This is a genomic window from Spongiactinospora sp. 9N601 (assembly GCF_044326295.1).
Lineage (GTDB): Bacteria > Actinomycetota > Actinomycetes > Streptosporangiales > Streptosporangiaceae > Spongiactinospora > Spongiactinospora gelatinilytica.
The window spans coordinates 67,085-91,509 of the sequence record NZ_JBIRBB010000010.1 but is presented as its reverse complement, the minus strand read 5'-3'; the positions used below and the strand labels follow the sequence as shown (position 1 = coordinate 91,509).

22 protein-coding genes and 1 riboswitch are annotated in these 24,425 nt (G+C 71.8%); of the genes, 12 read left to right on the top strand and 10 right to left on the bottom strand.

The features are described 5' to 3' along the window. Window positions 1-295: 295 nt before the first annotated feature. Window positions 296-461, bottom strand: a riboswitch (cyclic di-AMP (ydaO/yuaA leader). A 216-nt stretch (window positions 462-677) separates the two neighbouring features. After that, window positions 678-1,193, top strand: a complete 516-nt coding sequence (locus tag ACH34R_RS24410) for a universal stress protein (protein ID WP_397563834.1) — start codon at window positions 678-680, stop codon at window positions 1,191-1,193. A 30-nt stretch (window positions 1,194-1,223) separates the two neighbouring features. On the opposite strand, the gene ACH34R_RS24405 is transcribed toward ACH34R_RS24410, so the two are convergent. Then, window positions 1,224-1,991 carry a nuclease-related domain-containing protein gene (locus ACH34R_RS24405; RefSeq protein WP_397563833.1) on the bottom strand — a complete coding sequence of 256 codons (768 nt, stop codon included), beginning with the start codon at window positions 1,989-1,991 and terminating at the stop codon, window positions 1,224-1,226. Window positions 1,992-2,150: 159 nt separating this feature from the next. Further along, window positions 2,151-2,810 carry a TetR/AcrR family transcriptional regulator gene (locus ACH34R_RS24400; RefSeq protein WP_397563832.1) on the bottom strand — a complete coding sequence of 220 codons (660 nt, stop codon included), beginning with the start codon at window positions 2,808-2,810 and terminating at the stop codon, window positions 2,151-2,153. A gap of 55 nt (window positions 2,811-2,865) precedes the next feature. On the opposite strand from ACH34R_RS24400, the gene ACH34R_RS24395 reads away from it, so the two are divergent. Then, window positions 2,866-4,053: an FAD-dependent monooxygenase gene (locus tag ACH34R_RS24395; protein WP_397563831.1), complete on the top strand. Its 1,188-nt coding sequence runs from the start codon at window positions 2,866-2,868 to the stop codon at window positions 4,051-4,053. Here ACH34R_RS24395 and ACH34R_RS24390 read toward each other — a convergent pair. Together ACH34R_RS24390 and ACH34R_RS24385 are read right to left on the bottom strand one after the other, a co-directional pair. Next, window positions 3,989-4,831, bottom strand: coding sequence for a DMT family transporter (locus ACH34R_RS24390; RefSeq protein WP_397563830.1), 843 nt, complete (start codon window positions 4,829-4,831; stop codon window positions 3,989-3,991). The genes ACH34R_RS24395 and ACH34R_RS24390 overlap by 65 nt on opposite strands. Window positions 4,832-4,980: 149 nt before the next feature. Beyond that, window positions 4,981-5,343: a VOC family protein gene (locus tag ACH34R_RS24385; protein WP_397563829.1), complete on the bottom strand. Its 363-nt coding sequence runs from the start codon at window positions 5,341-5,343 to the stop codon at window positions 4,981-4,983. A gap of 594 nt (window positions 5,344-5,937) precedes the next feature. Here ACH34R_RS24385 and ACH34R_RS24380 point away from each other — a divergent pair. The 3 genes from ACH34R_RS24380 to ACH34R_RS24370 all read left to right on the top strand — a co-directional run bounded on the left by ACH34R_RS24380 (window position 5,938) and on the right by ACH34R_RS24370 (window position 9,655). Further along, a complete protein-coding gene (locus ACH34R_RS24380; protein ID WP_397563828.1) occupies window positions 5,938-6,810 on the top strand; it encodes a DMT family transporter in 873 nt (290 codons plus the stop codon). 126 nt (window positions 6,811-6,936) lie between these two features. After that, entirely contained in the window at window positions 6,937-9,171 is a 2,235-nt protein-coding gene (gene secA2 / locus ACH34R_RS24375) for an accessory Sec system translocase SecA2 (RefSeq protein ID WP_397564069.1), read from the top strand. Between the two features lie 40 nt (window positions 9,172-9,211). Further along, window positions 9,212-9,655: a VOC family protein gene (locus ACH34R_RS24370; protein WP_397563827.1), complete on the top strand. Its 444-nt coding sequence runs from the start codon at window positions 9,212-9,214 to the stop codon at window positions 9,653-9,655. A 199-nt stretch (window positions 9,656-9,854) separates the two neighbouring features. Here ACH34R_RS24370 and ACH34R_RS24365 read toward each other — a convergent pair whose 3' ends face one another. Together ACH34R_RS24365 and ACH34R_RS24360 are read right to left on the bottom strand one after the other, a co-directional pair. Then, a complete protein-coding gene (locus ACH34R_RS24365) occupies window positions 9,855-11,384 on the bottom strand; it encodes a sugar ABC transporter ATP-binding protein (RefSeq protein WP_397563826.1) in 1,530 nt (509 codons plus the stop codon). Window positions 11,385-11,497: 113 nt separating this feature from the next. After that, window positions 11,498-12,322 carry a DeoR/GlpR family DNA-binding transcription regulator gene (locus ACH34R_RS24360; RefSeq protein WP_397563825.1) on the bottom strand — a complete coding sequence of 275 codons (825 nt, stop codon included), beginning with the start codon at window positions 12,320-12,322 and terminating at the stop codon, window positions 11,498-11,500. A 217-nt stretch (window positions 12,323-12,539) separates the two neighbouring features. On the opposite strand from ACH34R_RS24360, the gene ACH34R_RS24355 reads away from it, so the two are divergent. The 5 genes from ACH34R_RS24355 to ACH34R_RS24335 are packed head-to-tail and all read left to right on the top strand — an operon-like array spanning window position 12,540 to window position 19,710. After that, window positions 12,540-15,125, top strand: coding sequence for a PA14 domain-containing protein (locus ACH34R_RS24355; RefSeq protein WP_397563824.1), 2,586 nt, complete (start codon window positions 12,540-12,542; stop codon window positions 15,123-15,125). 35 nt (window positions 15,126-15,160) lie between these two features. Continuing rightward, on the top strand, window positions 15,161-16,240 hold the full coding sequence (locus ACH34R_RS24350) for an ABC transporter substrate-binding protein (RefSeq protein WP_397563823.1): 1,080 nt from the start codon (window positions 15,161-15,163) through the stop codon (window positions 16,238-16,240). Between the two features lie 2 nt (window positions 16,241-16,242). Next, window positions 16,243-17,799 carry a sugar ABC transporter ATP-binding protein gene (locus ACH34R_RS24345; protein WP_397563822.1) on the top strand — a complete coding sequence of 519 codons (1,557 nt, stop codon included), beginning with the start codon at window positions 16,243-16,245 and terminating at the stop codon, window positions 17,797-17,799. After that, the gene (locus ACH34R_RS24340; protein ID WP_397563821.1) at window positions 17,792-18,748 is read left to right on the top strand and encodes an ABC transporter permease; all 957 of its coding nucleotides are present in this window, start codon (window positions 17,792-17,794) and stop codon (window positions 18,746-18,748) included. Before ACH34R_RS24345 ends, ACH34R_RS24340 begins: the two co-directional genes overlap by 8 nt. Continuing rightward, the gene (locus tag ACH34R_RS24335) at window positions 18,745-19,710 is read left to right on the top strand and encodes an ABC transporter permease (protein WP_397563820.1); all 966 of its coding nucleotides are present in this window, start codon (window positions 18,745-18,747) and stop codon (window positions 19,708-19,710) included. The genes ACH34R_RS24340 and ACH34R_RS24335 overlap by 4 nt, the downstream gene beginning before the upstream one ends. 6 nt (window positions 19,711-19,716) lie before the next feature. Here ACH34R_RS24335 and ACH34R_RS24330 read toward each other — a convergent pair whose 3' ends face one another. After that, window positions 19,717-20,748 carry an ABC transporter ATP-binding protein gene (locus ACH34R_RS24330; protein ID WP_397563819.1) on the bottom strand — a complete coding sequence of 344 codons (1,032 nt, stop codon included), beginning with the start codon at window positions 20,746-20,748 and terminating at the stop codon, window positions 19,717-19,719. Further along, window positions 20,745-21,506: an ABC transporter permease gene (locus tag ACH34R_RS24325; protein ID WP_397564068.1), complete on the bottom strand. Its 762-nt coding sequence runs from the start codon at window positions 21,504-21,506 to the stop codon at window positions 20,745-20,747. Before ACH34R_RS24325 ends, ACH34R_RS24330 begins: the two co-directional genes overlap by 4 nt. Before the next feature lie 350 nt (window positions 21,507-21,856). On the opposite strand from ACH34R_RS24325, the gene ACH34R_RS24320 reads away from it, so the two are divergent. After that, a complete protein-coding gene (locus tag ACH34R_RS24320; protein WP_397563818.1) occupies window positions 21,857-22,321 on the top strand; it encodes an SRPBCC family protein in 465 nt (154 codons plus the stop codon). A 44-nt stretch (window positions 22,322-22,365) separates the two neighbouring features. On the opposite strand, the gene ACH34R_RS24315 is transcribed toward ACH34R_RS24320, so the two are convergent. Both ACH34R_RS24315 and ACH34R_RS24310 read right to left on the bottom strand, forming a co-directional pair. Next, on the bottom strand, window positions 22,366-22,605 hold the full coding sequence (locus ACH34R_RS24315) for a hypothetical protein (RefSeq protein ID WP_397563817.1): 240 nt from the start codon (window positions 22,603-22,605) through the stop codon (window positions 22,366-22,368). Between the two features lie 231 nt (window positions 22,606-22,836). Then, the gene (locus ACH34R_RS24310) at window positions 22,837-23,616 is read right to left on the bottom strand and encodes a TetR/AcrR family transcriptional regulator (protein WP_397563816.1); all 780 of its coding nucleotides are present in this window, start codon (window positions 23,614-23,616) and stop codon (window positions 22,837-22,839) included. A 49-nt stretch (window positions 23,617-23,665) separates the two neighbouring features. Here ACH34R_RS24310 and ACH34R_RS24305 point away from each other — a divergent pair, with 49 nt between their 5' ends. After that, window positions 23,666-24,373: a bleomycin resistance protein gene (locus tag ACH34R_RS24305; RefSeq protein ID WP_397563815.1), complete on the top strand. Its 708-nt coding sequence runs from the start codon at window positions 23,666-23,668 to the stop codon at window positions 24,371-24,373. The last annotated feature ends 52 nt before the right edge of the window (window positions 24,374-24,425 follow it).

Genomic DNA, 24,425 nt, shown 5'->3' with positions numbered 1-24,425 from the left:
CGTCCAGGAAGAGGTAAGGGGAAAGGGTCGCGCGGGCAGATCGCCACGCGGGGACGCGCGTTCGGCAAAGTCCGCCACGGCATAGGTGGCGTCGATCGTCAGCGAATTCTTGCCGGCCGGGTCATCAATGCGAGACGCCAGGTCATCGATGCGATGCTCGGCCTGGTCCGGCTCAGGCGGAGGCCCCCAGTGGGGGAACACCCGTGCGTACGGGCGTCTGAACCGAGAGCGGTCTCGTGGACCTGGGGAAAGCCAACCTCATAGAAGGCGTGTCAGGGTGGGGGTGACCCACGACTTCTCCTCTCCATCTCGCCTACCGGGTTAGCTGTCGGGTTCGGACGTGGAGATGCCCTACCGCCGCGCGGGCGGATTCACCCCAAGGGCCGCGTGGCGGCCCCGCTGATGGGTCCCCGGCTCCCGGAGGGCCTGTCGGCCGCTTCGGGACTCGGCGTCTGTTCGTGCTCCTCAACTCTGAAGAGCACCATTAGGTTGATAACAAAACTGGACTCTAGTAGCCATCCTGGGGCAAAGCAAACAAATCACCATGATTCAGTCAGAAGATCTACCTTCACCACTGAACAGGTGGTTCTGTCCCGAGATCTGATCATTTAGGGATTTAGCACCAGGTTTCCCAGCGCTTTGACCACTCCTCACCCGCGTCCGCTAATGCTCGAACAGTGAGCCAGAAGACATCCCAGCCGCGCATCGTCGTGGGCTTCAGCCGTTCGTCGGCCTCGGTCGCGGCCCTGCTCTGGGCGCTCGGCGAGGCGGCGCTGCGCGAGGCCGTGGTCTCCCCCGTACACGCATGGCAGTGGTCCGGGGAGTCCCGGGCGTCCTACGCACCGATGGGCACCTGGCGATGTCGCGACGACGAACTCGCCGCCGTGCGGCGGGAGGTCGTCCGGGCGGTCGCCGAACTGACCCCTAGGCCGCTGACGCCGCCGGCCCCGGTCATCGACCAGGGGCCCGCCGTACAGGTGCTGCTGCGGCACGCCGAGGCGGCCGACCTGCTCGTCCTCGGCAGCCGGCCCTACGACCCGGACTCCCCCGCCCCGATGGGGGCGGTGCTGGCCGCCTGCCTGCCGCGGGCGGCGTGCCCGGTCGTGGTGGTGACGCCCGGCAGGGTGGCGCCGGCCCGGCGGGCACGGCAGGCGGCGCTGGCGCTGTCCGGCAGGCCACCAGGCGTCGCATGAACACCGGGGCCACCGTGGGCCCCGGCCGAATCATGTGATCTTGTGCAGCTCCCTGGCCGCCGTCCTGGCCAGGGTCTCCACCTGCTCGTCGGACAGCGCGCCGGTCGCCCGCGAACGGATGAACCGCGGGATGCGCCGGGGCCGCAGCAGCGTCAGCCGCTCGGCCGACACGATGCCGCCGCGCGGCATGCCGCCGCCGTAGACGGCCAGCAGCGCCTCGATGGTGACCGGGATGCCGGACTTCTCGGTGAGCACGGTTGCCAGCCGCTCGGCCGCCTGGTTCAGCCCGTCGGCCATCTTGGTGCCGTACTTCTCGCCGAAGAACAGCCGCCCGCCGTACTGGGCCAGCTCGGTCTCGGGGCTGAACGCCTCGTTGTCCACGATCCACACGCCGCCGGGCCCGATCAGCAGGTGGTCGATGGACGCCTCGCCGCGCACGGCGCGGCCGTTCAGCACCTTGTAGCCCTCCTTGGTGAGGCGGCGGCGCAGGATGCGCCCGGTGAGCACCTCGCCCTTGCGCTTGCCGCGCCACACGGCGGTGCGCTCGTGCGCGTACCACGCCACCACGGCGTCGGCCACCGCGACGATCGCCGCGACCGCGATGCCGAACAGGACGGGCTGGGGGATCGAGAAACGGGCGGCGAGCGCCATCCCGGCGGCCAGGCCGATCGCGGCCTTGACCCCGCGCATCTTCCTGCGCTCGCCGATCCCCTCGACCCAGAACTTCTCGTACATCTGCTGCGGTGACGCGCCGGTGAACTTGTCGTCCTGTGGCACGTAGATCGATCCGCCTGGCATGTCCCTCGCCGCTTCCCGACTCAGTGAATCGTCGAAACCACCTGCATTTGGGCATGGACGAGTGATCTGCCACATTGAAGACCCTCGCCAAAAGGTTGGATTCCCCTGTGGAAGTCCCGGAATCCTAGGGGTGATGGTAATCGACCGGCCGCGCCAGGGTCAGGGCCCCCTCCGGCCGCCCGCGGCCTGCCCAGGCCGGCGTACGCCGGCCCCGTCCTCGGCCAGGTGCCCGCCGAGCATCCCGGACAGCAGTTCGTACAGCGCCGCGCGCAGGTCCTCTTCCGTGTACTTCCCGCCGGCCCCGGCCACGGCGTCGAAGAGCAGTCCGTCCATGAACGCCACGAGCCGGGCGCCCTGGCGTACCGGATCGGCCGCGCCGACGGCGGCGAGCAGACCGGCCGCGGTCTCCCGCAGCCGCCCGCCGATCCGGTCGTAGATGACCCGCAGTTCCGGCCTGCGGGTGGCCTCCAGGGCGAGTTCGTAGCGGGCCAGAGTGCGCTCGTGGCCGTCGCTGAGCTGCGCGTACACGATGCGCGCCACCATGTCGGCGAGCCCGCGCGGATCGGCGGGCGGCTCGCTCAGCTCCCTCGCGTAGACGGTGGCCTCAAGCTCGGTGAGGCGTGCCAGGGTCAGCTCCAGCAGGGCGGCGCGGGTGCGGGCCAGGTTGGAGGTCGATCCGGGCGGGAGGCCCGCGGCCTCGTCCACCGCCCGGTGGGTGAGGCCGCGCATGCCGCGCTCGACCAGGAGCGCGATGGCCGTGTCGGCGACGCGCGTGGCGCGCGGGCTGCTGGGGCCGGTCACGTTCCTGGAGTCGGTCACGACCCCATACTACAGGTGTAGTAGCCTGCACTACAGGTGTAGTTGAGGAGGCGTAATGCGTGCGATAGTGATCGGTGGCGGGATCGGCGGGCTGACCGCCGCGGTCGCGCTGACCCGGCGGGGCTGGTCGGTGACGGTGCTGGAACAGGCCCCCGTGCTGGAGCCGGTGGGCGCGGGGATCGCGGTCTCGGCCAACGCGCTCTACGCGCTCGACTCCATCGGGGCGGGCGCGGCCGTACGGCGGCTGGCGTCCATCCAGGGCGACGCCGGCATCCGCCGGCGTGACGGCAGATGGCTGACCCGCACGAGCGAGGCCCTGGCCAGGGAGCGCTACGGGGCCTCGATCGTGGTCCTGCTGCGCGCCACGCTGGTCGGCATCCTGGTCGACCTGCTGCCCGAGGGCACGCTCCGGCTGGGCACGGCCGTCACCGCCGTCGATGCCGGCACCGGCACGGTCACCACCGACGCGGGCGAGCTGTCGGCCGACCTGGTCGTCGCCGCCGACGGCATCCACTCCCTCACCAGGCGGACGCTCTTCCCCGCCCACCCCGGCCCGGTCTACGCGGGCGTGACGGCCTGGCGGCTGGTCACCCGGCGTCCCGAGATCGATTTCGGGGCCACCGAGTCATGGGGGGCGGGGCTCGCGTTCGGCGTGACGCCGCTGGCCGGCGACCAGGTGTACTGCTATGCCAGCGACACCGTGCCCGCGGGCGGCGCCTCGGCGGACGGCGAGAAGGCCGAGCTGGTCCGGTTGTTCGGCGGCTGGCACGACCCGATCCCGCAGATCCTGCGCAACGTCGAGCCCGCCGCGATCCTGCGGCACGACCTCTACTCGCTGGACGAGCCGCTGCCCGCCTTCCATCACGGCAAGGTGGCGCTGCTCGGCGACGCGGCGCACGCCATGACGCCCAACCTCGGTCAGGGCGGCTGCCAGGCCATGGAGGACGCGATCGTGCTCGCCGGGCTGGCCGACCGGCCCGGCGGCCTCGCCGCCTACACCGCCGCGCGGCGGCCCAGGACCACCAAGATCGTGGCCCGCTCCCGGGCGATCGGGCGGCTGACCCGGGTACGCAACCCGCTCGCCGTGGCGCTGCGCGACGGCGCGATGCTGCTGGGCGACCGGTTCACCCGGTCGTTCATGCTCCGGCAGCTCGACGACGTGCTGGGCTGGCGCCCGCCTACCCCACCGGAGCCGGAGCGCGCGCCGCAGGCGCGTGATGGTGGTCCGGGGACAGCCGGCTGAGCGTGACCGTGCCCGCCACCAGCACGGCGGCGGCGATCAGGGCGGGTACGGCGGTGCCCGCCTCGGTCGGCAGCGGCTCACCGAGCAGCACCGCCCCCGCCAGCACCGACGTGATCGGGTCCACCACCTGGACCCCGGCGTAGGCGACCCCGAAATAGCCCACCGCATAGGACTTCTGCAACAGCACCACGGCGCAGCAGAGCAGCACCGGGATGGCGATCGAGTACCACGTCAGCAGGTTGGCGAGGTCGCCTTCCAGGCCCCCGCCCACGACCCGCACGAAGGTGGACACGCTCGCCGTCACCGCGCCCGCCCCGACCGCGTGCAGCAGCGCCTTCGCCGGGCCGACGGCCCGGCGCGCCGCCACCAGGCAGACCAGCACGATCACGCCCACGCAGGCCAGGAACCCGAACGCGCCCCGGTCGCTCAGCACCGGCCTGGACGCCTCGTGCGGGACCAGCAGCATCAGGCCGAGCAGCCCGCCCGCGACCGCGATGGAACCGAGGATCTCGGCCCGGTGCGGCCGTCTGCCGTACATCATGGCGGCCAGCGGGACCGCGAAGACCAGCGTCGCCACACTGACCGGCTGCACCGCGACCAGCGGCGCCAGCGAAAGGGCCACCGCGTGCAGGCACGCCCCGGTGAAGCCGATCGCTCCGCCGACCCACCAGCGGACGCTCTTGACCAGCTTCAGCGTCGCGCCGTCACGCACCGCCTCGAACTGCTGAAGTGCCGCGCCCAGCGCGTATCCGAGCGCCCCGACCAGTGCGATCGACACGCCTGCCCACGTCATCGGCTCCCGCCCGCGGGGGCGGCGGGCGCGGGCATGGGAAAGGCATGGGGTCGCAAGAGCATTCCCCAAGCTTAGGGACTCCCGAACGCACCTATTCCCACTTCCGTCTTACGGGCTCCCCAACAACGCCGAAATCAGGCGTTTCGCTCGGGACAGACATCGAAGAGATGCCCTTCCGGATCGGCCAGCACGACCCAGTCCGTACTGGGCTGGAAGTCCGGCCGGGTGGCCCCGAGGGCGATGTACTCCTCGACGGCCTTGGCCACGTCGGGCACCCGCACATCGATGTGGAACTGCTTGCCGGGGCCGGGCCAGGCGGCGGGGACACGCTCGGGCACCCGCTGGAAGTAGATCGAGGTCGTGCCATCACCGATACCGGCGTACTCGTCCTCGGCGTACTGCACCTCGAACCCAAGGATCTCGGCATAGAACTCGGCGAGCCGCCTGGGCTCGGCACAGTCAATGGTGAAGGCGATCAGTTTCGCAGTCGTCGTCATGCCTCAGACCCTGCCCCCCATACCTGTCACCCCCTGTCAGGTACCCCCACCGATATCCAATCGCCCCCTCCACCCCACCGCCCTCAATCGCCTTCGCTCCGCTCAGCCCTGTTTCCTGTGTCGGGCTCCGCCCGACGCTCACGCCACCGGCACGTTCGTAACCCGCTTCCCACCGGCTCACCGATCCCGCTTGGCATGGCCGGGTACGAGGTACCCTCCCCGCCCCCGCGACCCACGGGCTGCCCGGCGGCCACACCTTCCCCGAGGCCGGTGCGCGCCGTATAGGGCCGTATGAACTGGTGGAAGCGCTCACGAGACAGCTCGGCATTCTGGCCAGGATGGGCCCCGGGTGACCTTGGAGACGTTAGGAAGATCGTCCGAGCGGAGCGAGGGCCTTTGGGGCGGGGCGCTCGGTCCGAGGCGGTAGGCGGGGGCGGCCAGTAGGGTGGGGCCATCATGCGTTCGATCATGTCTCCTCCCGCCGCCCGCTAAGCGGGCCGGTCTCACGCGCGTAGCCGGGTCCGGGTGACCCGGCGAGTGGTCGCTGCCCGCATTCGGGTCCCCTTTCGGCCACTCCCTTCCGGAGAGTTCTCGATGACGCATGTCTCCGTGCGGCGAGGTTTGCTGTACGTGTCCGTCGCGGCCACCGCCTGGGGCACCGGTGGTGCCGCGGCGGCCCTCATCTACCGGCTCGGCGGCCTCGGGCCGGTCGCCGTCTCGTTCTGGCGATTCGCCATCGGCGCCGTGCTGCTGGCCGTGGCGGGCGTCCTGCTCGCCCGTACGGGCGTCCCCGCAGGGCGGGGGCGGATGGCGATCACCGGCGTCTGCATGGCGGTGTCGCAGACGTCCTACTTCGCCGCGGTCGGCGAATCCGGTCTCGCCGTGGCCACCGTGGTCACGCTGGGCGCGGCGCCGGTGCTCGTCGCCGCGGGCGCGCGGTTCGTCCTCGGCGAACGGCTCGGCGCGGCCAGGCTCGGCTCGGTCGCCGCGGCGCCGGCCGGGCTGGTCCTGCTGAGCCTGCCCGGCGGCTCGGCCGAGTTCTCGCCGCGCGGGCTGGGCTGGGCGCTGCTGTCGGCGGTGACGTACGCGAGCGTGACGCTGGTCAACCGCGCGGGCAGCGCCGACCCGTACGGCACGGCCCTCGGCTCGCTGGTCGTCGGCGGGATCTTCCTGCTGCCCGCGGCGCTGGCCGCCGGGGTACTGCCGTCCGGCGGGCACCCGGTCGCCGCCGCGGCGCTGCTGGCCTACCTGGGGGCGGTGCCCACGGCGCTCGCGTACGGGCTGTTCTTCGCGGGGCTGCGCGCCGTACCGGCCACCACCTCGTCGGTGATCGTGCTGGTCGAGCCGCTGGGCGCGACGCTGATCGGGGTCTTCCTGCTCGGCGAGACGCTGACCCCGTACTCGGCCGCGGGCGCGGCGGTACTGCTGCTCGCGGTGCTGACGCTGGCGCTGCGCGAACCGCACTGATCACAATGGGGTGAGGCAGGCGCACGCCTGCGGCGGCGATGCATACTAGGCGATGCATACTAGGAGCCTTCGGGGAACGTGTCCCTCGAACGGCTCGTTGGAGGGTTCGTGGCCTCTTTAGCGCAGATGTTCCGCAAGCTCCTGCAGCGTCCAGGTACGCTGGACCTCACCCCGTTCGAGCGTGTGGTCGCCAAGGCGGGCGAACGCGCGGAGGGCATCGCGGCGCTCGACGAGCTGCCCACCCCCGCGATGGACGATCTCGCGGAGTTCTGCGCGATCGCCAGGGAGGCCGCCGACCGCACCCTCGGCCTGCGCCCCTACGACGTGCAGCTCGTCGGCACGCTCGCGCTGCTGGCCGGGCACGTGGCCGAGATGGCGACCGGCGAGGGCAAGACCCTCTCCGGCGCGATGGCCGCCGCCGGCTACGCCCTTCAGGGCAAGCGCGTCCACGTCATCTCCGTCAACGACTACCTGGCCAGGCGCGACGCCGAGTGGATGGGCCCGCTTTATACGGCGCTCGGCGTCAGCGTCGGCTGGATCGGCCAGGGGTCCACGCGTGAGGAGCGCAGGGAGGCGTACGCCAAGAACGTCACCTACGGCTCGGTCAGCGAGATCGGCTTCGACGTGCTACGCGACCGGATGGTCACCTCCGCCGCCGACCAGATCGTGCCCGAGCCCAACGTGGCGCTGATCGACGAGGCCGACTCGGTGCTCGTGGACGAGGCCAGGGTGCCGCTGGTGCTGGCCGGTGCCGCCGACCCGGGCACCAGCGTGCCGTCGATGGCCGCGCTGGTCAGGCAGCTCGTCCGGGGCTACCACTACGAGATCGACGAGCAGGGCCGCAACGTCTTCCTCACCGCGCTCGGCACGGACGCGGTCGAGGAGACTCTTGGCGAGACCTTGGGCGAGGGCGTCAACCTCTACGACACGCCCGACAAGGTGACCGAGGTCAATCTCGCCCTGCACGCGCACGCGCTGCTGACCCGCGACATCGACTACATCGTCAGAGACGGCCGGGTCCAGCTCATCAACCCCTCGCGGGGCCGGGTCGCGCTGCTCCAGCGCTGGCCGGACGGGCTTCAGGCCGCGGTGGAGGCCAAGGAGGCACTGCCGGCCAGCGAGACCGGCGAGATCCTGGACTCGATCACCATCCAGGGACTCATCACCCGCTACCCCGAAAAATGCGGAATGACGGGCACGGCGGTGGCGGTCGGCGAACAGCTCACCGAGTTCTACGACCTCCAGGTCGCCGCGATCCAGCCGAACAAGCCGTGCGTCCGGGTGGACGAGCCCGACGTCCTGTACGCCACGGTGACCGACCGGGACATGGCGCTGGCCCACAAGATCGTCGAAGTGCACGCCACCGGGCGGCCGATCCTGATCGGCACCCTCGACGTGGCCGAGTCCGAGCGCCTGGCGCTCACCCTGCGCGGGCGCGGCATCGACTGCGTGGTGCTCAACGCCAAGAACGACGCCGAGGAGGCGTCGATCATCGCCAAGGCGGGCGAGCGCGGCGCGATCACCGTCTCGACCCAGATGGCCGGGCGCGGCACCGACATCCGGCTCGGCGAGGACGTGGCCGAGCTGGGCGGCCTGTACGTGATCGGCTCCGGCCGGCACACCAGCACCCGCCTGGACGACCAGCTCCGCGGCCGGGCCGGACGCCAGGGCGACCCCGGCGGCTCGGTCTTCTACGTCAGCCTGGAAGACGAGCTGATCACCAGGTTCGCTCCCGACGAGCGCCCGCCCGCCGCCGACAAGGACGGCGTGGTACGGCACCGCCGCGGCGACCACATCGTCGGCCACGCCCAGCGCGTCGCCGAGGGCGCCAACCTGGAGATCCACCGCAACACCTGGCGCTACACCCGGCTGCTGGAACACCAGCGGTCGCTGGTCCTGGAGCACCGCGACAAGATCCTGCACGGCGACAGCGCGGCCGACGCGCTGGCCGAGGCCCGGCCGGAGCGGTGGGCCGAACTGCTCGAATCCGTGGGCGAAGACGTGCTGCGCGAGGCGGCCAGGCAGATCGTGCTGTTCCACCTCGACGCCGGCTGGACCCGCCACATGGCCTTCCTCACCGAGGTACGCGAGGGCATCCACCTGCGCGTGCTCGGCCGGATGAACCCGCTCGACGAGTTCCACCGGGAGGCGGTCGCCGGTTACCAGCGGCTGCTGGCCGAGGTCGAGGAGTCCTCGGTGGAGGCGTTCGAGACCGCCCCGGTCACCGCCGACGGCCTGGACCTGGCCGCCGCCGACATCAAGCGCCCCACCGCCACCTGGACCTACATGGTCCAGGAGAACCCGTTCGGCACCGCCCTGGAGCGCATCCTCAAGCGGGTCGCGGGCAAGGACCGCGACTGACGGCCCGAAATCGTCGGTGCCATGCGGCAGGATCTGCCGCATGGCACGGAAATTCCAGGTCACCTTCGACTGCGCCGACTCCGACCGGCTGGCCCGCTTCTGGGCCGAGGCCCTGCACTACCGGCTGGAGGAGCCGCCCGACGGCTTCGCCACCTGGGCCGCCTACTGGGCCGACCGAGGGCTCCAGGAGGAGATCCCCGACGGCTATGACTCGGTGGTCGATCCCGGCGGCGTGGGTCCGGGCATCTGGTTCCAGCGGGTCCCCGAGGGCAAGGCCGTGAAGAACCGCCTGCACCTCGACATCCAGGTCACCGAGGGCCGCGCCGTGCCGGTGGAGGTCCGCAGGCGGCAGGTCGACGCCGAGGCCGAGCGCCTGGTCGGCCTCGGCGCGACCCTGGTCCGGGCGGTCCCCAGCGGCGGCCTCCCCGACTACTACGCGGTCACCATGCTCGACCCGGAGGGCAACGAGTTCTGCCTGAGCTGACCGGTTCTCATCCGGTCACAAGCAGGTCAGATCGGGGTCGGGCGTCGGGCCGCAGGGGCCCTGGTCGCCGCCGCCGTCGATCACCATGCCCAGCGGAGATCAGGTGTCCGGCGTCGCCGCTGCCGATGTTGCCCGCCGTTTCACCGGGCCGTCGGTGCCCGCCCTGAGGTCGATGCCCCGCGCACCGGGCGTCGGCGCGTCAGGCTTCCGGGCACAGGGCGGCGGGAGTGGCGGCCATGGCCGCCATGATGCCGTCCTCGGTGACCTCGGGGCCGACCAGTTCGCCGGTGATCGCGCCGTCGTGCAGCACCACGACCCGGTCGCAGTTCGCCACCAGTTCGGCGAGGTCGGAGGAGATGAGCAGGACGGCGAGGCCGTCCACCGCGAGGTCGTCGATCAGCGCCCGCATCTCGGCGCGGGCCGCGACGTCCACGCCCCTGGTGGGCTCGTCCAGCAGCAGGATCTTGGGGTTCATCGCGAGCCAGCGGGCCAGCATCACCTTCTGCTGGTTGCCGCCGGACAGCTCCCGCGCCCGCTGGCGCGGGGAGACCGCCTTGATGCCGAGCCGCCGCATGAAGGTCGCGACGATGCGGTCCACCTGGGCGTCGGACACGATCCCGGCGCGCGACAGCCGGGGCAGCGCGGCCAGGGCGATGTTGTCGCGGACCGACAGGGTCGGGACGATGCCTTCGGAGACGCGGTTCTCCGGGACGAGCCCGACGCCGGCGCGGATCGCGCCCTTGATCGACCACTTGCGCAGCGGCGCGCCCGCCACCGTCACCTGCCCGGCGTCCACCGGCATGGCCCCGGCGATGGCCCTGGCGGTCTCGCTGCGCCCGGCTCCGCGCAGCCCGCCGAGGCCCAGCACCTCGCCCTCGCGCATCGCGATGGAGACATCCGACAGTACGTTCTTCCTGGTCAGCCCGGTCGCCTCCAGAATGGGCAGGTCGGCGGGCCGATCCGCGGGGCCGGGCTCCTCAGGGGGTGAGCGGTGCCCCTGGAGGGGGCGGCCGAGCATGAGCGAGACCAGCCGGACCCGGTCCAGCCCGGCGAGCCCGCCGGTGTGGACGACCTTGCCGTCGCGCAGCACGGTCACCGTGTCGCAGGCCCGGTACAGCTCCTCCAGCCGGTGGCTCACGTAGATGATCGACCGGTCCTGGGCGCGCAGCCGGGCGATGGCCCGGAACAGCGTCTCCATCTCCCCCGGTTCGAGGGCCGAGGTCGGCTCGTCCATGATCACCACGCGGGCGTCGGCCCAGGCCGCCCTGGCCATCGCGACCAGTTGCCGGGTGCCCGGCGAGAGCGAGCCGAGCGGGCGGCGGACGTCCAGCGGCATGCCGTACGACCGGACGATCTGGTCGGCCTCCGCGTGCATCCGGGCGAAATCGATCAGGCCGAACCGGCCGCGCGGCTCGCGCCCGAGGAACAGGTTGCGGGCCACGCTCATCAGCGGGACGAGGTTGCCCTCCTGGTGGATGGTGGCGATGCCGGCCCGCCTGGCCTCGGCGGGCGAGCCGAACCGCACCCGCTCGCCGCGCATGCGCAGCTCGCCACGGTCTGGCTGGTAGACCCCGGAGAGGACCTTGACCAGCGTGGACTTGCCCGCGCCGTTACCGCCCACGAGCGCGTGCACCTCGCCCGGGCCTACCGCGAAGGAGACGTGGTCAAGGGCACGGACACCCGAGAACGTCTTCAACACCCCGGCGGCTTGGAGAACCGTACTGCTCATCGCTCTTTCCCTGCCTCGCTGGGATCGATGCTGATCCGGGCAGAAAACGATCCTGTAACGGAAGGGCCATGATCCCGTCACGGCCGATCACATATGATCAGGTGTGCCGGGGATCAGACGCGGGCCACGTGCAGCCGCACGCCCCTGCCGCCCAGCTCGTCCAGCACGTCGGCGGGGGCGCCGTCGTCGGTGACCAGATGGTCGAACCGCTCGACGGCGATCGTCTGCACCATGGTGTCCACGCCGATCTTGGTGTGGTCGGCCAGCACCACGACCTCCTCCGCCGCCCCGGCCAGCGCCCGATCGACCCCCGCGACCTGCATGTTGGGGGTGGACAGGCCGCGCTCGGCGGTCAGGCCGTTGCCGGAGACGAACGCCCGGCGCACCCGCAGCCCGGCCAGGGACCGCTCCGCGGCGCTGCCGACCAGGGCGTGGATGGAGCCGCGCAGCGTGCCGCCGGTGAGCACCACCTCGATGCGCGGCGACCCGGCCAGCGCCTGGGCGACCAGCAGCGAGTTGGTGACCACGGCCAGCTCGGTGTGCCGGGCGAGCCGCCTGGCGAACTCCTGGGTGGTGGTGCCGGGGCCGACCACGATGGCGTCGCCGTCTTCGACCAGGGAGGCGGCCAGATCGGCGATGGCGGCCTTCTCGGCCGCGGCGACCTGCGCCTTCTGTGCGTAGGTGGGCTCGCGGGACAGCTCGCCCGGCAGCGTCGCGCCGCCGTGGTGGCGGTTGATCAGCCCTTCGGCCTCCAGCGCGCGCAGGTCGCGGCGGACGGTGACCTCAGAGGAGCGCACGGCCTGGGCCAGCTCGCGCAGCGACACCGCGCCGTTGACCCGCAGCAGCTCGATGATGCGCTGGCGGCGCTCGGCGGCGAACACCGGCCGGCGGCCGTCGCCCGGCGCCTGGGTCTCGCCCACGGTCTGCCCGCCCGTCATTGATCCGCTCGTCGTCCTCGGTCAGATCCGATCATAGTCGGCCCGGCCGCAGGTCGCGAGCCGTCCGGCGGCGCTCTCGCCGCACCTGGGCGACCGATCTTGTGATCGGAAGAGAACGAATCTGATCGAATCTATTGACGCTCCGGTCATTCGAGTGCTTCTTTGATACCCATACGCGTCCGGAGTTGTTCGGATTCGCACGAGAGGCCCCCCACGTATGACCGCGTTGCGACGAACCTCGTCAGTCCTCCTCTCCCTCCTCCTCGCCTTCGCCTGGCAGTCCGTGCCCACCGCCTCGGCCTCGGCCACGGCCGAGCGCAACGGCCTGCGCGGCGACTACTACCTCAGCTCCGGCGCGGGCCGGTTCGACTTCGCCGAGCACAAGGCGACCATCGTCGACCCGGCGATCGAGCTGGCCGACCTCAACCCGGTGTTCAAGCTCCTGACCGGGCGCGAGGACGACGTCACCGTGCGCTGGACCGGCCGGATCGCGCCGAAGTACAGCGAGACCTACACGTTCTCGATGGTCGGCGACAACGGCTACCGGCTGTGGATCGACGGCAGGCCGGTCATCGACCACTGGGTGGACGACTGGGACCGCGAGCAGGTAGGCGTCCCGATCGCACTGGAAGCCGGGCGGAAGTACGACATCAAGATCGAGTACTTCGAGCACTACGGCGGCGCCAACCTGCGGCTGCGCTGGCAGAGCCCGACCCAGGCCAAGGAGATCGTGCCGGTCGGGGCGCTGTTCCTGCCCGAGGGCTACGACCCGCCGGGGCCCGAGTCGGCGGCGGTCGCCGCGTCCGGCACGTCCGTCACGCTGGACTTCGCCGAGGACCTGGCCGCGCTGCCCCCGGGCGCGCACGACAAGCTGGTGGTGATGGTCTCGGGCACGGCGTGGCCGGCGCGGTCCGCGCGGCTGCGGCGGGGCGATCCCTCGGTGGTGGAGCTGACGCTCGCGCACGCCGTGCCCAAGCAGGCCGGCGACAATGTGCGGGCCTCCTACGACGGCCGGGGCGGCATCACGCTGGCCGGTGGAGATCCCCTGCCGAAGTACGACCTGGCGGCCGTGGTCAACGGCTCCGAGCACACCATCCGGACCCGCTGGGCCAAGGACGTGGACAGGTACGACCCGCTGCCGGAGTACCCCCGGCCGCAACTGGCCAGGAACTCCTGGCGGAGCCTGAACGGCGTGTGGCAGTTCGCCGCCGCCGGGCCGGGCGAGGCCCCGCCGTTCGGGCGGGACCTGGCCGAACGGATCGTCGTGCCCTACCCGGTGGAGTCGCTGCTGTCCGGGCTGCAACGGCACGAGGAGCGGATGTTCTACCGGCGCACGTTCACCGTCCCGCGCGACTGGACGGTGCGCGGCAGGAACGGCGACCGGCTGCTGCTCCACCTGGACGCAGTGGACTGGGAGTCCACCGTCTACGTCAACGGAAAGCAGGTCGGCACGCACAGGGGCGGCTATGACCGCTTCACCGTGGACGTCACCGACGCGCTGCGCCCGCGCGGCGCGCAGGAGCTGGTCGTGGCCGTGTACGACCCGACCGACCAGGGCCGCCAGCCGCTCGGCAAGCAGCGGCTGAACCCCGGCGGGATCATGTACACGCCCGCCTCCGGCATCTGGCAGCCGGTCTGGATGGAGCCCGTCCCGCGCACCCGCGTGGAGTCGCTGGCGACCGTGCCGGACGTGCCCGGGCAGGCGCTGAAGGTCACCGTCGGCGGCACGCCGGGCGCGACCGCCGTGGTCACCGCCCGCGCCGGTCGCCGGGTGATCGGCCGGGTCAGCGGCCCGACCGGGTCCGAGCTGCGGCTGCCGGTCCCCCGGCCGCGGCTGTGGTCCCCCGACGACCCCTACCTGTACGACCTGACCGTGGAACTGAAGGAGCGCCACCGCACGTCCGACCGCGTCGAGAGCTACTTCGGGATGCGCTCGGTGTCGGTCGGCCAGGTGAACGGCGTGACGCGGATGCTGCTCAACGGCAAGCCGGTCTTCCACATGGGACCGCTGGACCAGGGGTTCTGGCCGGACAGCATCTACACCGCGCCCACCGACCGGGCGCTCGCGTACGACCTGATCGAGACCAAACGGCTCGGCTTCAACGCCGTGCGCAAGCACGTGAAGGTCGAGCCGGACCGCTGGTACCACTGGGCGGACAAGCTGGGGCTGCTGGTCTGGCAGGACATGCCGTCGATGGCCCACTCGACCGACGCCGCGCAGCGCGCGCAGTTCGAGTCGGAGCTGCGCGAGATGGTGGACCAGCACCGCAACAGCCCCTCCGTCGTCGTCTGGGTGCCGTTCAACGAGGGCTGGGGCCAGTACGACCAGGCCAGGATCGCCGACCTGGTGAAGGGCTGGGACCCGTCCCGCCTGGTGAACAACATGTCCGGGATCAACTGCTGCGGCGCGCACGACGGCGGCAACGGCGACCTGATGGATTACCACATCTACCCGGGGCCGGGCGCTCCCGGCAGGCCGACGGCGGCGCGGGCGGCGGTGCTCGGCGAGTACGGGGGGCTCGGCATGCCGGTCATCGGGCACACCTGGTCCGGCGGCGGCTGGGGGTACGTCACCGAGCCCGACCCGGTGGCGCTGACCGGCCGCTACGTGGCGATGGGCGCCGCGCTGGCCCGCCTCCGGTCCTGCGACGGCCTGAGCGGCGCGATCTACACCCAGACCACGGACGTGGAGACCGAGCTGAACGGGTTCATGACCTACGACAGGTCGATCACCAAGATGGACGCCGAGCGGGTGCGCGCGGCGAACCGCGCGGCCATCGACGAGACGCCCGTCCCCTGCTGAACCCCTGGAGCGCACCTCCGGCGAAAGGAAGTCCCATGTTGCGAACGATGCGGCGCTCGCGCGCCGTGGTGCTCGCCCTTGCCGCCCTGCTCGCGGTGGCCGGCTGCGCCAAGGGCGAGAGCGACCCGGCCGCCGCGCCCGCCGCCTCCGGCACCCAGGGCGCCCAGGTGGTCCAGTCACCGGCCGGGTCCGCGGGCCCGGCCTGCACCCTCCAGCAGTTCGGCGGCACGAAGTTCGACCTGAAGACGGCCGTGGTCGGCTTCTCGCAGTCGGAGAAGGAGGCCAACCCGTTCCGGATCGCCGAGACCAAGTCGATCAAGGACGAGGCGGGCAGGCTGGGCATCGGCGAGCTGCGGGTGACCAACGCCCAGTCGCAGTTCTCCAAGCAGATCACCGACGTGCAGCAGCTCATCGCCCAGGGCGCGAAGCTGCTGATCATCGCGCCGCTGAACTCCGACGGCTGGGAGCCGGTGCTCCAGCAGGCCGCGGCGAAGAAGATCCCGATCATCACGGTGGACCGCAAGATCAACGCCAGGCCCTGCGGCGACTACCTCACCTTCATCGGCTCGGACTTCTACCAGCAGGGCGCCCGGGCCGCCGACCAGATGATCAAGGCGCTGAACGGTAAGGGCAAGGTGGCGATCCTGCTCGGCGCGCCCGGCAACAACGTGACCACCGAGCGGACCAACGGCTTCAAGGACCGGGTCAAGGAGAAGGCCCCCGGCATCACCATCTCCTTCGAGCAGACCGGCGAGTTCGCTAGGGAGAAGGGCCAGCAGGTCACCGAGCAACTGATCCAGTCCAACCCGGACATCAACGGCATCTACGCGGAGAACGACGAGATGGCGCTGGGCGCGGTGACCGCGCTGAAGGGCGCGGGCAAGGAGCCGGGGAACATCAAGATCGTGTCGGTGGACGGCACCAGGAGCGCGGTGCAGGGCATCGTGGACGGCTGGCTGCACTCGGTGATCGAGTCCAACCCGCGGTTCGGGCCGCTGGCGTTCGAGACCGCGCGGAAGTTCCTGGACGGCGAGCCGATCCCGGACAAGGTGATCATCAGCGACCGTGAGTACGACGCGGCCAACGCCGAAGGCTCGCTCTCCGAGGCCTACTGACCATGACCCACCCCGATGAGCCTGTGCTGGAGGCCAGGGACGTCTCCAAGCGGTTTCCCGGCGTCCTCGCCCTGGACCGGGTGTCGTTCACGCTGCGCCCCGGCCAGGTGCACGCGCTGGTCGGCGAGAACGGCGCCGGGAAATCGACTCTGATCAAGGTGCTCACCGGCGTGTACCGTCCCGACGGCGGCGAGCTGCGCCACCGCGGCGCGCCCGTCGCCTTCGGCACGCCGCTGGACGCCCAGCGCGACGGGATCTCCACGATCTACCAGGAGGTCAACCTCGTGCCGATGATGAGCGTGGCCCGCAACCTGCTGCTCGGCCGCGAGCCGCGCAACCGGTTCGGTGTGATCGACACCGCCCGGATGAACGGCGCGGCCGAACACGTCCTGGCCGGGTACGGCGTGCGCGCCGACGTCCGCCGCCCGCTGCGCACCCTCGGCGTGGGCGCGCAGCAGATGGTGGCGCTGGCCAGGGCGGTCTCGGTGGAGGCCCGCGTGGTCATCATGGACGAGCCGACGTCCTCCCTCGAACCCCGCGAGGTGGACACCCTGTTCGGCGTGATCGGCGGCCTGCGCGAGCAGGGCATCGCGGTCGTCTACGTCAGCCACCGGCTGGAGGAGCTGTACCGGATCTGCGACACGGTGACCGTGCTGCGCGACGGACGGGTCGCGCACACGGGCCCGCTGGGCGGGCTGGACCGGCTCCGGCTGATCTCGCTCATGCTCGGCCGGGAGGTCGGCGGCGGCTCGGGCCTGACGCGGTTCAGCGGGCGGCGGCGGAGCCCGGCCGGCGAGCCGGTCGTCGAGGCGCGCGGCCTGCGCCGCAGGCATGTCCTGCACGGTGTGTCGGTGAGCGTCCGCCCCGGCGAGGTGGTCGGCCTCGGCGGGCTGCTCGGCGCGGGGCGCAGCGAGACCGCCAAGGCCATCGTCGGGGCCCTGCCCATCGACGCGGGCGAGGTGATCGTGGCCGGGCTCCCGCTGCGGCCCGGCTCCACCGCCACCGCGATCCGCGCCGGGGTGAGCATGCTGCCCGAGGACCGCAAGGCCGAGGGCATCATCCCGACCCTGTCGGTGCGGGAGAACATCGCGCTCGCCGCGCTGCCCGCGCTGGCCCGCGCCGGGGTCGTCTCCGACGCCAGGATCGACCGGGTCGTGGCCACCTTCATGCGGCGGCTGCGGATCAAGGCGTCCTCCCCGCACCAGAAGGTCTCCGAGCTGTCCGGCGGCAACCAGCAGAAGGTGCTGCTGGCCCGCTGGCTGGCGATGCGCCCCAAGGTACTGCTGCTCGACGAGCCCACGCGCGGCATCGACGTGGGGGCCAAGGCCGAGGTGCAGGCCCTGGTGGAGGAACTGGCCGAGGGCGGGCTCGGCGTACTGCTGATCTCATCCGACCTCGAAGAGCTCGTCGAGGGCTCCGACCGCATCCTCGTCCTGCGGGACGGGGCCGTCGTCGGGGAACTGTCCGGCGACGAGGTGACGGAGGAGAGGATCATGGCGTCCATCGCGGAACACTCCCCGGGAGCCGGCACTCATGACGCAGGCCACGCAGATGGCTGAGGCGGCGCCGCCGCGGCCGGACCGCGCCAGGGTGCTCGCCTGGCTGCAGGAGTACGGCGTGTACGCGGCCGTCGCCGCGCTGTTGCTGTTCAACGTGCTGTTCACGCCGCACTTCCTGGACGCGGCCAACTTCCGCACGCAGTTCGTGCAGGTCACCCCGATCGTGATCGTCTCGCTCGGGATGGCGCTGGTGATCGGCACGCAGGGCATCGACCTGTCGGTGGGGTCGGTGATGGCGCTGGCCGCCGCGGTCACGGTGCTCTACCTGGGGTACGGCGCGCTGCCCGCGGTGCTGGTCGCGCTGGTGGCCGGGGCGGTGGTGGGCGCGGCGGGCGGCTCGCTGGTCGCGTACGTCGGGGTGCAGCCGATCGTGGCCACGCTCGCCCTGCTGGTCGGCGTGCGCGGCATCGCCAACGTGCTGGTGCCGCAACTGGAGGAGTTCCGCAACCCGGACCTGATCGCGCTGGGCAGTGCGGCGGTCGCCGGGGTCCCGGTCATCGTGATCATCGCGGCCGTGCTGACCCTGCTGGTCGCCTTCCTCGTCCGCAGGACGACCTTCGGCAGGCAGGTCGTCGCGATCGGCGGCAACCGCGCGGCCAGCGAGCTTTCCGGGCTGCCGGTCAAACGGGTGCTGCTCACCGTCTACGTGATCTCCGGCGTGCTCGCGACCGTCGCCGGGGTGCTGGCCACCGCCCGGCTCCAGGCCGGCGACCCGACCTCACTCGGCATGTTCATCGAGCTGTCGGCGATCACCGCGGTCGTGGTCGGCGGCACCCCGCTGACCGGCGGCCGGATCCGCGTGGTCAGCACCGTGATGGGGGCGCTGCTGATGCAGTTGCTGTCGGCCACGCTGATCAAGCACAACCTGCCGCAGTCGTGGACCCAGATGGTGCAGGCGGTCATCATCCTGGCCGCCGTCTACGCGACCAGGGAGCGTGGCAAGCGATGACCTTCAGTGTGTCCCGCGAGCGGGTCGGGCACCTGCTCCAGCACCACGGCGCCGCGATGGTGCTGCTGGCCCTGGTGGCGGCGGGGGCGCTCGCCTTCGACAGCTTCGCCACCGCCGCGAACGCGGCGAGCGTGGTGGTCTCCTCCTCGTTCTTGGCGATCATCGCCATCGGCATGACGTTCGTGATCATCAGTGGCGGGATCGACCTGTCGGTGGGGTCGCTGTTCGTGCTCGGCGGGGTGCTGGCCGCGTACGGCTCGCAGGCCGGGCCGGTGGTCGCGCTCGCGCTGCCGCTGCTGGTCTGCGGCGCGGTCGGCCTGGCGCAGGGCCTGCTGATCGCGCGGACCGGCATGGCCCCGTTCATCGTGACCCTCGCCGGGCTGCTCGGCGTACGCGGGCTGATGCTCGCGATCTCCGACGAGGGGGCCACCACCTACCTGGTGCGCGACCGGACGTTCGCCGGGCTCGGCCAGGGCGAGCTGCTGGGCCTGACCTTCCCCGTCTACGTCACGATCGCGCTGGCGCTGGCCGCCATGGTGCTGTTGCAGCGGACCGGCTTCGGCCAGAACGTCTACGCGATCGGCGGCAACGAGCAGGCGGCGGCGCTGATGGGCGTCCCCGTGGCGCGGACCAAGGTCTACGTCTATCTGATGTCCGGGCTGCTGGCCGGGCTCGCCGGGGCGCTGAACGCGGCCCGGCTGTCGTCCGGGGTGACCATCCTGGGCATCGGCATGGAACTCGACGTGATCGCCGCCGTGGTGATCGGCGGCACGCTGCTCACCGGCGGCGCGGGCGGCATCACCGGGACGATCGCGGGCGTACTGCTGCTCGGCGTCATCCAGAGCATGATCAACCAGGTGGGCAGCCTGACCTCGTCCATCCAGCAGGTGGTCAGCGGGGCGTTCCTGGCGCTGGTGGTGGTCACCCAGCGGCTGCTCGGCAAGGCCCAGCGGATCACCTAGCCGGCCTCACGCCGGGTAGGCGTGCGTCTCGGTGGCCTTGACCCCCGCCCAGACGTCCTGGCCGGGCGACAGCCCGAGGTCGGCCACCGCGGCGGGCGTGATGTCCGCGCCCGCCGCGATCGGCCCGCCGAGGTGGACGCGCACGTTGTCGCCGTGCCGTTCCATGCCCTCGATGCGGGCCCGCCACAGGTTGCGCGGGGTGCCGTCGGGGCGGGTCCGGTACAGGGCGACGGCCGACGGCGGGAACGCCACGAACACCTGCCCCCGCAGGTGCTCGGCCACGCTGAACTCCACGCCGTCCACCGTGACCCCGTCGCCGTCGGCGGTGCCCCGGTACAGGTTGAGGCCGACCAGCCTGGCCACGTAGTCGGTACGGGGCCGCCTGGCGACCTGGCCGGGGGTGCCCTCCTGGGCGACCGTGCCGTCCTCGATCACCACGAGCCGGTCGGCGAGCACCATCGCCTCCAGCGGGTCGTGGGTGACCAGCACGGTGGCCCCGTCGAAGTCGGACAGGTGGCGGCGCAACTGGGAGCGCACCGACAGCCGGGTGTGCGCGTCGAGCGCGGCCAGCGGCTCGTCGAGCAGCAGCAGCCTCGGGTGTACGGCGAGCGCGCGGGCCAGCGCGACCCGCTGGGCCTGCCCGCCGGAGAGCTGCCGGGGCCGGGCGGCGGCGTGTTCGGCCAGGCCGACCCGCTCCAGCCACTCGCCGGCCGTACGGCGGGCCGCGGCCTTGGCCGCCCCCTGGCAGCGCGGGCCGAAGGCGACGTTGTCGAGCGCGGAAAGATGCGGGAACAGCAGGTAGTCCTGGAACACCACGCCGATCGGGCGCTCCTCGACCGGCATCGTGTGCAGCGGCCTGCCGTCCAGGTAGATGCGGCCGTCGGTGAGCGGGGTGAGCCCGGCCATCGCGCGCAGCGCGGTGGTCTTGCCCGCGCCGTTGGGCCCGAGCAGCGCGAGGACCTGCCCCGCCGCCACGGTCAGCTCGATGTCGAGCCGGAAGCGCGGGCGCTCGACGATCAGGCGCGCGTGCAGCGTCACGGGGCGGCCACCCATCGGTCGCGCAGCCCCGCGAGGATCGCGACCGAGACGACGAGCAGGATCAGGCTGAGCACGATGGCCGACTCCGGATCGGTCTCCATGGCGAGGTAGACGGCGAGCGGCATGGTCCGCGTGACTCCCGGGAAGTTTCCGGCGAAGGTGATGGTCGCCCCGAACTCCCCCAGCGCCCGGGCCCAGCACAGCACTCCGCCCGCCACGATGCCGGGCAGCACCAGCGGGACGGTGACCCTGCGGAAGATCGTCCAGCGCGAGGCGCCGAGCGTCGCCGCGGCCTCCTCGAACCGGTCGTCGGCGCCGCGCAGCGCCCCCTCCACGCTGATCACCAGGAACGGCATCGCCACGAACGCCTCGGCGACGACCACGGCCGCCGTGGTGAAGGGCAGCGAGACGCCGAACGTCTCGGCCAGCCACTGCCCGGCCAGCCCCCGGCGGCCGAGCGCCAGCAGCAGCGCGACGCCGCCCACGACCGGCGGCAGCACCAGCGGGATGGTGACCAGCGCCCGCACCAGCCGCCTGCCGGGGAACGCGACCCGGGCCAGCAGCCAGGCCAGCGGCACGCCGAGCAGCAGGCACAGCGCGGTGGCGACGGTCGCGGTGAGCAGCGAGAGGCGCAGCGCCTCCAGGACCTCGGGCTGCGCCAACCGGCGCGGCATCGTGGACCAGGGGGCGCGGGCCAGCAGACCGGCCAGCGGGAGCACCAGGAAGGCCAGCCCGAGCAGCGCGGGGACGATGAGCATCCAGGGCGTTCGGCTGCGCGGGCGATCGGGAGGACGGCTCGCGCGAATGGAGGGGGCCTTGCTGTTCACCACCTCACCATACTCTCGCGTGTGCGGGGCACATCCGCCGATACCCCTCGCAGAAGCATGGCAAACCCTCATACGTCCTGGGATTTCGCGACATGTCGGAGTCGCCCGCCGCCCCCTTTTCCGGAAAACGCCGAGCAGGGCGGCTAAATCGCGGAAATGCCGCCACCTTCGATCTTTTCAGTTGTGCTTTTCCGCGTTTACCGGCGAACGTTGCCGAATTACTGCGTCCCTCGCTAAAGTGGCGGGCCCTGTCAGCGTGAGGAAGCGATACGGGAAAGCCGATGCGCACGGTAGAGGTCAGCACGGAGATCGCGGCGAGCCGGCGAATGGTGTGGGCGGTGCTCACCGATTTCCCGCGCTACCCGGAGTGGGCCACCTACATCCAGCGGATCGAGGGGCAGGCCAGGACCGGCGGTTCCTTGAAGGTCACCCTGGGCCCGCCGGACCGGCCGCCGCACGTCTTCCGCACCCCCGTCCTTGAGGCCACCCCGGAGGTCAGGCTGGCCTGGGCCGCGGTGATCCCCGGCGCCACCTGGCTGCCCAGGGCGATCTTCACCGGTGTTCACGAGTTCGTGCTCGACGCGCTGCCGGACGGCGGCACCCGGCTGACCCACCGCGAGCACTTCAGCGGCCTGCTGGCCCGCCTGTCCGACACCGGACCCCCCGGGGGCGACGAGGGGTTCACGGCCTTCAACAACGCGCTGCAATACCGTGCCGAGGATCCCGGCAACGGAAGCGCCGAATAGCCCGGCCGTGCTCATGGGAAGGCCGGCCAGGCGACCGGCCTTCCCTAGCCACGTAGCGCCCTCACCAGCGCCACCGCCAGGCGGATCGCCGAGACGATACCGCCCCAGCCGAACACGATCAGCCACATTCCCACCGACCCCGGGTCCTGCGAGCCGAGCGCGGTGATGAGGATCACCGTCGCGACGAGATGGATTACCAGGATGCCGTTGGTGATGCGGATGTCACGGACCTGAAGTGCGGCGAGGACGGTCCACACGACGGCGACGGCGATCATCAGGAGCATGGCGATGAACACGAGAGCGGGTCCTGTCAGGGGCTGCTGTAGGCGGGGTCGGGCTGAAGAGAATTGTCGAGACAGAACATCGCCGTATCCGGATTCAGCCCAGGATCCGCAGGCACGGAGATGCCCCATGGATTACCACTCTGGCCCGTCAAGGGGCCGCACGGGCCATAGGGATTTTCCTGGCGGTCCGCCGCGCCCACGATGCCGCTCAGGTGCGGGCCGCGCAGGGTGTCAAGGGGATGATTCGGGGGCCTCGATGCGGGTGGCGATGGCGTTCAGGACGAGGTCGAGGCCGTAGTCGAAGCGGTCGAGGGCGCGTTGCAGGGTGTACGGCAGGGTGGTGTCCGACACGGTGAACGCGCCTGCCTGCTCCAGGGCGTCGAGGTGGGGGAAGCGGCCGTTCATCCGTTCGGTGAGGTAGGGCAGGCGCCGTTCCCACCACTCCTGGTCCGTGCTGCCGGTACGGGCCGGGGCCTGTTCGGCCTCGACGACCGCCGAGGCCGCGCCGCGGACGTACGACTCGACCGCCGCGACGCAGCCGGTCACCTCGATGGCGGGCAGGCCGTAGCCGTCGAGCAGCGACAGCGCGGCCTCGTAGCGGGTGATGACGTGCGGCCCGAACACCGTGCGGGAGGCCGCGACCTGGAGCAGCCATGGGTGGGCGCGGAAGGCCGCCAGGTCCTCGGTGGCCAGGTGGTGCAGGCCCGCCCGCCAGCCCGCGCCGGTGGGCGGGAGGGGCTGGGCGCCGACGACGCGATCGACCATCAGTTCCAGCAGTTCCGCCTTGCCGGGCACGTACGTGTAGAGCGACGCGGTACCGATGCCGAGGGCCTGCGCGAGCGACCGCATCGACAGCGCCGCGGGGCCGGTGCGGTCCGCCTCGGCGATGGCGGTTTCCACCAGCCAGTCCAGGTCGAGCCGGGGCCGTGGCCCGCGCCTCGGGGCCGGTGGCACGCCGTCCCAAAGGAGCGCCATCGTGCGCGCCGGGTCGCCGCGTCCTGCGTACTCCATCCGGGGAAACCCCTCCCGTCAAATACTACGAACACCGTACGATGTTTCTATGCGCACCGAGTACACCGTCCCCTGCCTGCCATGCCGGGACCTCGATGACGTCCTGCCGTTCTACACCGCGCTCGGGTTCGAGACGACCTATCGCCAGCAGCGCCCCAACCCCTACGCCGTCGTCCGCAGGGGCGGCATCGAGCTGCACTTCTTCTCCGTCCCCGAGTTCGACCCGGAACTGTCCCTGGGCAACGTGGGCGTTGTCGTCCCCGACACGGGCGCGCTGCACACCGCGTTCGCGGCCGGGCTGCGCGAGCGGTACGGCAAGGTGCCGGTCTCCGGGATTCCGCGGATGACCCGGCCCCGGGTCAAGCAGGGCGTGCCGCGCGGGTTCACCGTCGTCGATCCGGGCGGCAACTGGCTCCGGATCACCGGCCACGACCAGAGCGAGGGGGCCGCCCCCTCCGAGGGCCGGCTGGCCCGCGCGGTCGCCGCCGCCGCGCGGCAGGCCGACTCGCACGGCGACGAGGCCGCCGGCATCCGCGTCCTTGAGAACGGCCTCGCCCGGCACGCCGACGCGCCCGCCGTCCAACGCCTCCCCGCCCTGGTCTACCTCGCCGAACTCCACATCCGCACCGGCGACCGCGAGGCCGCCGCCGCCGTCCTCGCCGAGGTCGCCGCCCTCGACCTCTCCCCCGCCGACCGCGAAGACGCCACCGCGGAGCTGGCCACCGCCACCGAACTCACCGCCGACCTACGATCCTGACCCGGCCGTGGGCGCGGGGTGGCCAGGTCATGGCGAATCAGGTGGCGTCCAC